Raw genomic sequence first — 9,715 nt, forward strand, 5'->3', positions numbered from 1 at the left:
GAAGGTGTTTTTTGGGAATCTACAGGAGAAGGAAATTATCATATAGCTAATATTAATAAAGAATTTAGAGGAACTGAAATTATATTACATATACGTCCAAAATATGATGAATTTTTAGATGTGTGGCGTATAAAAACAATAATAAATAAATATTCAGAACATATTTCTCTACCTATAGAAATAGAAATGTATGATGAAAAAAAAAAGAAATATTATTGGGAACAAGTTAATAAAGCACAAGCTCTTTGGTTACGTAATAAGTCTGATATAAGTGAAAAAGAATATAAAGAATTTTATAAACAATTAACATATGATAGTACTGATCCAATTATTTGGAGTCATAATCATGTAGAAGGTAAACAAGAATATATTAGTTTATTATATATCCCTTTTAATATTCCATGGGATATTCGTAATCGTGATTATAAAAATGGATTAAAATTATATGTACAAAGAGTTTTTATTATGGAAGATGCAGAACAATTATTACCTAAATATTTACGTTTTATAAGAGGTTTAGTAGATTCTAATGATTTACCTTTAAATGTTTCAAGAGAAATTTTACAAAAAAATAGTATTATTCATAATATAAAGATCACATTAACAAAAAAAGTTCTTAACATGTTGATGAAACTTACTAAAAAATCAGAAAAATATAATGATTTTTGGAAAAAATATGGTTTAATTCTTAAAGAAGGTCCCGCAGAAGATATAAAAAATAAAAATATAATTATTAAGCTATTACGTTTTACTTCCACATTTAATAATAGTTCTGAACAAAATGTATCTTTAGATGACTATATTAAAAGAATGATAAAGGGACAAAAAAAAATATATTTTTTAACATCAGATAATTATCTTTCTGCTAAAAGTAGTCCTCATTTAGAATTTTTTTATCAAAAAGGAATAGAAGTATTATTGTTAACAGATCATATTGATGAATGGATGATGAGTTATATTAATGAATTTGAAGGAAAAACATTTCAATCTATTAGTAAACAAGATAATTCATTAGATGAATTTATTGAAAATAAAAATAATTTTATAGAAGATAAAATAAAAGAAGAATTTAAACCTTTTTTACAAAAAATACAAAATGTATTAGGTAATAAAATTAAAAAAGTTAAATTAACAAATAGGTTAATTAATACTCCTGCTATTGTTACTACTGATTCAAATGAAATGAGTACACAAATGGCAAAATTGTTTGCAGCAGCAGGACAAAAAATACCAGAAATAAAATATAATTTTGAATTAAATCCAAATCATATTTTAATTAAAAAAATATTAATAATTAAAGACGAAAAATATTTTTCTGAATTTATTAATCTATTATTAGATGAAGCTATTTTAGCAGAAAAAGGTAATCTAGAGAATCCAAATAAATTTATTAATCTTATAAATAAATTTTTATCTAAAATTTAGATTTTTTATAGATAAGATAATTATTTTTTATAATTATCTTATTTTTTTTAAAAAAATGCTTTAATATTTAAAATGTTATTTTGTTAAAGTAAACTATTTACTATTTTGAAAAATACTTTTATGATTTAATTAAAATATTTAGAATATAAAAAATTATATATAAAAATGTATGTCTTGTTTTTTTTTTAAAAATAAGAATTTTATTCACAATTATAATAAATTATTAATAAAAAAATGACAAAAAAAAGAAACATATTTTTAATAGGCCCTATGGGAGCAGGAAAAAGTACAATTGGTCGTCATCTATCAAATTTATTAAAAATGGATTTTTTTGATTCAGATCAAGAAATTGAACGTCGTACAGGTGCAGATATAAATTGGGTATTTGATGTAGAAGGAGAAGAAGGTTTTAGAAAACGTGAAAAGAAAATTATTGATGAAATTACCAAAAAACAAGGAATTATATTAGCTACAGGTGGGGGTTCTATACAATCTAAAGAAACTAGAAAAATTCTTTCTTCTAGAGGGATTGTTGTATATCTTAAAACTACTATAGAAAAACAGTTAAGTCGAACTAAAAGAGATAAAAAACGTCCTTTATTAAAAAATAAACAAAATAAATTAGCTAAAGAAATTTTAAAAGATTTAGCTAAAAAAAGAAATTATTTATATAATGAAATAGCTGATATTATAATTAAAACAGATGAACAAAGTGCTAAGGTTGTTGCTAATCAACTCATTAATTTGTTAGAAAAAAATTAATTATATAATTTTTTTAAATGAAAAAGATAATATTATATATGGAAAAAACTATTTTAGTTTCAACAAAAAAAAATAATTATCCTATTATTATAAATTTTAATTTATTTGATAAAAAAATATTTTTTTCATTTCTTAAGAAAGGTGATAGTATCATGATTGTTACTAATAAAAAAATCTTTTCTTTATATTTTGAAAAAATATTTAATTTATTTAAAAATATAGGTCTTAAAATTGATCATATTATTCTCCCTGATGGGGAAAAATATAAAACATTAGTTACTGTAAATATGATTTTTACAACATTACTTAAAAATTTACATAATAGAGATACAACTTTAGTTGCTTTAGGAGGAGGAGTTATAGGAGATATTACTGGATTTGCTGCTTCTGTTTATCAAAGAGGTGTAAAATATATACAAATACCTACTACTTTATTATCACAGGTAGATTCTTCTATTGGAGGTAAAACAGCTGTAAACCATGATTTAGGAAAAAATATGATTGGTAGTTTTTATCAACCTAATATTGTAATAATTAATTTAAGTTGTTTATATACCTTGTCTAAAAGAGAATTTTCAGCTGGAATAGCCGAAGTTATAAAATATAGTATTATTTTTGATAAAAATTTTTTTTCTTGGTTAGAAATAAACATAAATGATCTATTTAATTTAAATAAAGATAAAATATTTTATTGTATTAATAAATGTTGTAAATTAAAAATTAGAATTATTTATAAAGATGAATATGAAAATAATCAAAGAAAATTATTAAATTTAGGTCATACTTATGCACATGCGATAGAAGCAGAATTAGGATATGGTAAATGGTTACATGGTGAAGCAGTAGCTGTTGGTATTGTTATTGCAGCTTTAACATCTAAAGAATTAAATTTGTTGAACAATTCAGATATAACAAGAATTGTTAATTTATTAAAAAAATGTAAATTACCTGTAAAATTACCATCAAATATAAATACATATAAATTTTTAAAACATATTTATAGAGATAAAAAAATTAAAAAAAAACAAATTAATATTATTTTACCAATTAAAATTGGTAAAGTTTTTATATATAAAAATATTTCTGAAAAAGTTATTATTAATAGCATTAATAATAATAAAAATTTATTATTTTAAATAATTAATATATAACTAAATTTTATTTATAATTTTATTTGTAAAATGAAAAATATTTTAATTGCTGCATCTATTTTATCTGCTAATTTTGCATATTTAGGAAAAGAAATTAAAGATGTGCTTAAAGCAGGAGTAGATATTATACATTTTGATGTTATGGATAATCATTATGTACCTAATTTAACTATTGGACCTTTAGTCTTAAAATCTTTAAGAGATTATGGAATTAAATGTATAATAGATGTACATTTAATGACAAAACCAGTAGATGATTTAATAATTAAATTTGCAAAATTAGGTGCCGATATTATTACTTTACATCCTGAAAGTTCTTATCATTTAGATAAAAGTATTTCTTTGATAAAAAATTATGGATGTAAAGCTGGTTTAGCTTTAAATCCTTCAACTTCTTTATGTTATTTAGATTATCTTTTTGATAAATTAGATATAATTCTAATTATGTCTGTTAATCCTGGTTTTGAAGGACAAAAATTTTTAAATCATATTTATGATAAAATTATTAAAGTTAAACAAATTATTAAAAAAAAAAAGATTTTACTAGAAGTAGATGGTGGTGTTAATATTAATAATATAAAAAAAATTGTTATTGCTGGGGCAGATATTCTTGTAATGGGTTCAGCTATATTTAAACATTCATTTTCATATTATGAGACTATTAAAAATATTAAATTAAAATTAAATACTTAATTTTTAAAATTAAAAATAAATTTTATATAATTATGAAAAAAAAAATAATATTTAGTGGTATTCAGCCAACTGGTTTATTAACTATTGGAAATTATATTGGAGCGTTAAGTCAGTGGAAAAAATTACAAAAAAAATATTTTTGTATTTATTGTATAGCTGATTTACATGCTTTAACTATTTATCGAAAAAAAAATATTTTAAGTAATAATATATTAGATGTTTTATCTATATGTTTAGCGTCTGGTGTTGATCCAAAAAAAAGTATTATTTTTGTACAATCTCATGTTTCTCAACATACTCAATTAAATTGGATTTTAAATTGTTTTGCTAATTTTGGTGTAGTAAAACGTATGACACAATTTAAGGAAAAAATTTATTTAAATCAAAATATTAATGTTGGATTATTTAGTTATCCTATATTAATGGCAGCAGATATATTATTATATCAAACATATAAAGTACCAGTGGGCAAAGATCAAATTCAACACATTGAATTAGTTAAAGATATTGCATATAGATTTAATAATATTTATGGAAAAAAAATATTTACAATTCCTAAAAAAAAATTACATAAAAATTATGGTTCATGTATAATGTCGTTGTTATCTCCTCTAAAAAAAATGTCTAAATCTGATGATAATAAAAATAATATAATTACATTATTTGATAATGATTTAACAATTAGAGAAAAAATTAAACATGCAATTACTGATTCTGATAATCCTCCTAATATAAAATTTGATTTAAAAAATAAACCAGGAATTTCTAATTTACTTATTATATTATCTAATATAACTCAAATTTCTATAAAAGAATTAGAATATAATTTTCTTAATAAGAATTATTATGATTTAAAAGAAGTAGTTATTAACAACTTATGTTTATTTCTAAATAAACTAAGAGAAAAATTTTTTTTTTATAGAAGAAATAAAATATATTTAAAAAATATTATAATTGATGGAGCAAAAAAAGCTGAAAAATACGCTAAAATTACTTTAAAAAAAGTACATAACATTATTGGATTAGATATTTAATAAACTAAAATAAATTACCTTGTTCCATATACAACAATTGTTTTACCATGAACATAAATTAAATTACGATTTTTCAAAACTTTAAGTGTACGTCCTACAGTTTCTCTTGAACAACCAACTATTTTACTTATTTCTTGTCTAGTTATTTTTATTTGCATCCCATCTGGGTGAGTAATAGCATCTGGAGATTTAGCTAAATTTAGTAATGTTTTAGAAATTCGATGAGTAACATCTAAAAAAACTAAATTACTAATTTTTTTAAATGTAATTTGTAATTTGTCTACAATTTGGGAAGTAATTTTTATAACAATATCATTATTAATTTTAATCAAATTAAAAAAATCTTTATGTGAAATTTTTGCTAACTCACAATCTGTTCTTAATTTAACTAATGTAATTTCTTTATAAGAATTATTAAAAATTCTATTTTCACCAATAAAACTACCTGAATTTAAATAATTAAGTATTATTTCTTTACCATTTCTATTTTTAATAGAAACAACAATACTTCCTTTTAATATATAATATAAGTTTTTAGAAATATCTCCTTGTTTTATCAAAACCATTTTAGCTGGGTATTTATTAATATTACAATAAGAAAGAAACCATTTTAAAGTAGAATCTTTTTGTAATTTAAAAAACATTAGTAATTATCCTTCTACTATCTTATATTTTATAAAATTAATAAAAAATTTTCGTTTTATTTTTTTAAATTATATACAAATATTTATATATGCTGATACTCAGAATTGAACTGAGACCTTCATTCTTACCAAGAATGTGCTCTACCTACTAAGCTATATCAGCTAGCTAAAAATAATATAAATATCATTTATATTATTTTCTTTGTAAATTTATTAAGCAGACAACGGGAATCGAACCCGTATTTTTAGCTTGGAAGGCTAAAATAATACCATTATACTATGTCTGCTATACATTAAACTATAATATCACAATTTTATAGAAATATTTTGGTGGGAGAAGGATTCGAACCTTCGAAGTCTATGACGACAGATTTACAGTCTGTTCCCGTTAACCACTTGGGTATCCCACCTTTTTTATATTAATAAAATTTGTGAAATACATAACTAAAATATACAATAATGCCGGCTACCGGAATCGAACTGGTGACCTACTGATTACAAGTCAGTTGCTCTACCATCTGAGCTAAGCCGGCATATTTTTATTTATCTAAATATTTTATAAATAATAATTTTAAAAAAAAAGAAAATTTTAATTTTCATCCTGGTATTTACCTACTCTTACATGAGGAAACCTCACACTACCATCGGCACTACAATATTTCACTTCTGAGTTCGGAATGGATTCAGGTGGTACCATTGCGTTATTTATACCAGGACTTTTTCATAAATATTATTCAATAATTTAATAATTAAACGATTCTGGTGTTGTAAGGTTAAGACTCACGGGTGTTTATTAGTACTAGTTAGCTTAACATATTACTATGCTTACACATCTAGCCTATCAACGTCATAGTCTTTAACGTCCCTTAAGAGATTTTTATAAATAATTAATAAAAATCATGGGAAGATTAATCTTAAGGTAAGTTTCGCGCTTATATGCTTTCAGCGCTTATCTTTTCCGTATTTAGCTACCGGGCAATGCCATTGGCATGACAACCCGAACACCATAGATACGTTCACTCCGGTCCTCTCGTACTAGGAGTAAATCCTTTCAATCTTCCAACGCCCACGGCAGATAGGGACCGAACTGTCTCACGACGTTCTAAACCCAGCTCGCGTACCACTTTAAATGGCGAACAGCCATACCCTTGGGACCTACTTCAGCCCCAGGATGTGATGAGCCGACATCGAGGTGCCAAACACCGCCGTCGATACGAACTCTTGGGCGGTATTAGCCTGTTATCCCCGGAGTACCTTTTATTCGTTGAGCGATGGCCTTATCATACAGAACCATCGGATCACTAAGACCTGCTTTCGCATCTGTTCGAATTGTCATTCTTACAGTTAAGCCAGCTTATACCTTTGCACTAACCTCACGATTTCCGACCGTGATTAGCTGACCTTAGTACTCCTCCGTTACTCTTTAGGAGGAGACCGCCCCAGTCAAACTACCTACCAGACATTGTCTCTAATCCGGATTACGGATTTAGGTTAGAATAATAAATATTAAAGGGTGGTATTTCAAGGTTGATTCCATATTAACTAGCGTTAATATTTCATTATCTCCCACCTATCCTACACATTAATATTTATTATTCAATATCAAGCTATAGTAAAGGTTCACGGGGTCTTTCCGTCTTGCCGCGGGTACACTGCATCTTCACAGCAATTTCAATTTCACTGAGTCTCAGGTGGAGACAGTCTGACCATCATTACGCCATTCGTGCAGGTCGGAACTTACCCGACAAGGAATTTCGCTACCTTAGGACCGTTATAGTTACGGCCGCCGTTTACCGGGGCTTCGATCAAGAGCTTCTTATAAAATAATAACCCTATCAATTAACCTTCCGGCACCGGGCAGGCGTCACACCGTATACGTCCACTTACGTGTTTGCACAGTGCTGTGTTTTTAATAAACAGTTGCAGTCAGCCGTTATCTTAGACTGATATTAGCTTAAAAAGTAAATTTTCTTACCAACAATCAGTGTGCCTTCTCCCGAAGTTACGGCACTATTTTGCCTAGTTCCTTCACCTGAGTTCTCTCAAGCGCCTTAGTATTCTCTACCTGACTACCTGTGTCGGTTTATAGTACGATTCAATATTATTTAAGTTTAGAGGATTTTCTTGTAAGTATGGTATCAATTACTTCAATACAATAAAGTATTTCGTCATTACACCTCAATGTTAATAATTACCCGGATTTTCCTAGATAATTCATCTACATGCTTAAACCAAGACAACCATCACTTGGATAATTTAACCTTCTTCGTCCCCCCTTCACAATAATAATGAGTACAGGAATATTAACCTGTTATCCATCAACTACGCTTTTCAGCCTCATCTTAGGAATCGACTTACCCTACCCCGATTATCGTTGGATAGGAAACTTTAGTCTTTCGGCGAATAGGTTTTTCACCTATTTTATCGTTACTCATGTCAGCATTCGCACTTCTGATATCTCCAATAAATTTTACAATTTACCTTCAGCAATTTACAGAACGCTCCCCTACCCAATAAAATAATATTCTTTTTATTGTCGCAGCTTCGGTGTATAATTTAGCCCCGTTACATCTTCCGCGCAGAACGACTAGACCAGTGAGCTATTACGCTTTCTTTAAATGATGGCTGCTTCTAAGCCAACATCCTGGCTGTTTATGCCTTTCCACTTCGTTTCCCACTTAATTATAACTTAGGGACCTTAGCTAGCGATCTGGGTTGTTTCCCTCTTCACAACGGACGTTAGCACCCGTTGTGTGTCTCCCGTGATAACATAAATTCGGTATTCGTAGTTTGCATCGGATTGGTAAATCTGGTAGATTCCCTAACCGAAACAGAGCTCTACCCCCGAATATGAATTACACGAGGCGCTACCTAAATAGCTTTCGGGGAGAACCAGCTATCTCCCGGTTTGATTGGCCTTTCACCCCTAACCACAAGTCATCCGCTAATTTTTCAACATTAGTCGGTTCGGTCCTCCAGTAAGAATTACCAAACCTTCAACCTGCTCATGGTTAGATCACCGGGTTTCGGGTCTATATCTTGCAACTAAAAACGCCCTTTTAAGACTCGGTTTCCCTACGGCTTCCTTATACAGTTAACCTTGCTACAAAATATAACTCGCTGACCCATTATACAAAAGGTACGCAGTCACACTTTTTAAAGTGCTCCTACTGCTTGTACGTATATGATTTCAGGTTCTATTTCACTCCCCTAACCGGGGTTCTTTTCACCTTTCCCTCACGGTACTAGTTCACTATCGGTCAGTCAGTAGTATTTAGCCTTAGAGGATGATCCCCCTATATTCAAACAAGATTACTCGTGTCTCGTTCTACTCGTTGAGATTATAATTATTATATTTTAATATACAGGACTATCACCTTGTGTCGTATAACTTTCCAGTTATTTCTACTAATATAATAAGTAAAATATATCTCGGGCTTTTTCCTGTTCGCTCGCCACTACTAAGGAAATCTCTATTGATTTTTTTTCCTCAGGATACTTAGATGTTTCAGTTCTCCTGGTTTACTTCGTAATTCTATGTATTCAAATTACGATAATATATAATTACATATATTAGGTTTCCCCATTCGGAAATCACCGACTAATAACGCTTTATATCAGCTTATCGATGCTTTTCGCAGATTTACACGTCCTTCATCGCCTCTGACTGCCAAGGCATCCATCATATACGCTTATTTACTTAACCTTACAACCCACAATCGTCTAAATATTTAAATTTATAATTTTATATAATAAAACCTAATTTTAAAAAACAATTGCCCCTTAGGGGATTTGAACCCCTGTTACCGCCGTGAAAGAGCGATGTCCTAACCTCTAGACGAAAGGGACTGATAAAATCTACTTATTATTAATTAAATAAATATCAGAAAATATGTGTGGACATTCTCATTTTAGGATTTTTTATAATAAAGGAGGTGATCCAACCACAGGTTCCCCTACGGTTACCTTGTTACGACTTCACCCCAGTTATGAATCATAAAGTGGT

At 27.7% G+C, this 9,715-nt stretch carries 6 protein-coding genes, 5 tRNA genes and 2 rRNA genes; 5 read left to right on the forward strand and 8 right to left on the reverse strand.

Features of this window, described 5'->3' with window-relative positions; all coding sequences use genetic code 11:
• From htpG to trpS, 5 genes are all read left to right on the forward strand, one after another.
• Positions 1 to 1,425: molecular chaperone HtpG (htpG, locus tag GJT96_RS01730; protein WP_169780493.1), on the forward strand; the 1,425-nt coding region annotated here is incomplete at its 5' end.
• A 234-nt stretch (positions 1,426 to 1,659) separates the two neighbouring features.
• Positions 1,660 to 2,187 (forward strand): shikimate kinase AroK, encoded by a 528-nt coding sequence (aroK, locus tag GJT96_RS01735; RefSeq protein ID WP_169780494.1) that lies wholly within the window; start codon positions 1,660 to 1,662, stop codon positions 2,185 to 2,187.
• Between the two features lie 38 nt (positions 2,188 to 2,225).
• A complete protein-coding gene (gene aroB, locus GJT96_RS01740; protein ID WP_169780495.1) occupies positions 2,226 to 3,323 on the forward strand; it encodes a 3-dehydroquinate synthase in 1,098 nt (365 codons plus the stop codon).
• 45 nt (positions 3,324 to 3,368) lie between these two features.
• The gene (gene rpe, locus GJT96_RS01745) at positions 3,369 to 4,031 is read left to right on the forward strand and encodes a ribulose-phosphate 3-epimerase (protein ID WP_169780496.1); all 663 of its coding nucleotides are present in this window, start codon (positions 3,369 to 3,371) and stop codon (positions 4,029 to 4,031) included.
• Positions 4,032 to 4,063: 32 nt separating this feature from the next.
• On the forward strand, positions 4,064 to 5,065 hold the full coding sequence (trpS, locus tag GJT96_RS01750; RefSeq protein ID WP_169780497.1) for a tryptophan--tRNA ligase: 1,002 nt from the start codon (positions 4,064 to 4,066) through the stop codon (positions 5,063 to 5,065).
• A gap of 14 nt (positions 5,066 to 5,079) precedes the next feature.
• On the opposite strand, the gene crp is transcribed toward trpS, so the two are convergent.
• From crp to GJT96_RS01790, 8 genes are all read right to left on the reverse strand, one after another.
• On the reverse strand, positions 5,080 to 5,709 hold the full coding sequence (crp, locus tag GJT96_RS01755; protein ID WP_169780498.1) for a cAMP-activated global transcriptional regulator CRP: 630 nt from the start codon (positions 5,707 to 5,709) through the stop codon (positions 5,080 to 5,082).
• Positions 5,710 to 5,799: 90 nt separating this feature from the next.
• Positions 5,800 to 5,872, reverse strand: a tRNA-Thr gene (locus GJT96_RS01760).
• A gap of 53 nt (positions 5,873 to 5,925) precedes the next feature.
• Positions 5,926 to 5,996: transfer RNA gene (locus tag GJT96_RS01765), tRNA-Gly, on the reverse strand.
• A gap of 41 nt (positions 5,997 to 6,037) precedes the next feature.
• Positions 6,038 to 6,119 (reverse strand) — tRNA-Tyr (locus GJT96_RS01770).
• A gap of 50 nt (positions 6,120 to 6,169) precedes the next feature.
• Positions 6,170 to 6,242, reverse strand: a tRNA-Thr gene (locus tag GJT96_RS01775).
• Positions 6,243 to 6,308: 66 nt separating this feature from the next.
• Positions 6,309 to 6,424: ribosomal RNA gene (rrf, locus tag GJT96_RS01780) — 5S ribosomal RNA — on the reverse strand.
• A 54-nt stretch (positions 6,425 to 6,478) separates the two neighbouring features.
• A 23S ribosomal RNA gene (locus GJT96_RS01785) occupies positions 6,479 to 9,415 on the reverse strand.
• Positions 9,416 to 9,486: 71 nt separating this feature from the next.
• Positions 9,487 to 9,558: transfer RNA gene (locus GJT96_RS01790), tRNA-Glu, on the reverse strand.
• Positions 9,559 to 9,715 lie beyond the last annotated feature (157 nt).

This window comes from Enterobacteriaceae endosymbiont of Donacia piscatrix, from assembly GCF_012569525.1.
Lineage (GTDB): Bacteria > Pseudomonadota > Gammaproteobacteria > Enterobacterales > Enterobacteriaceae.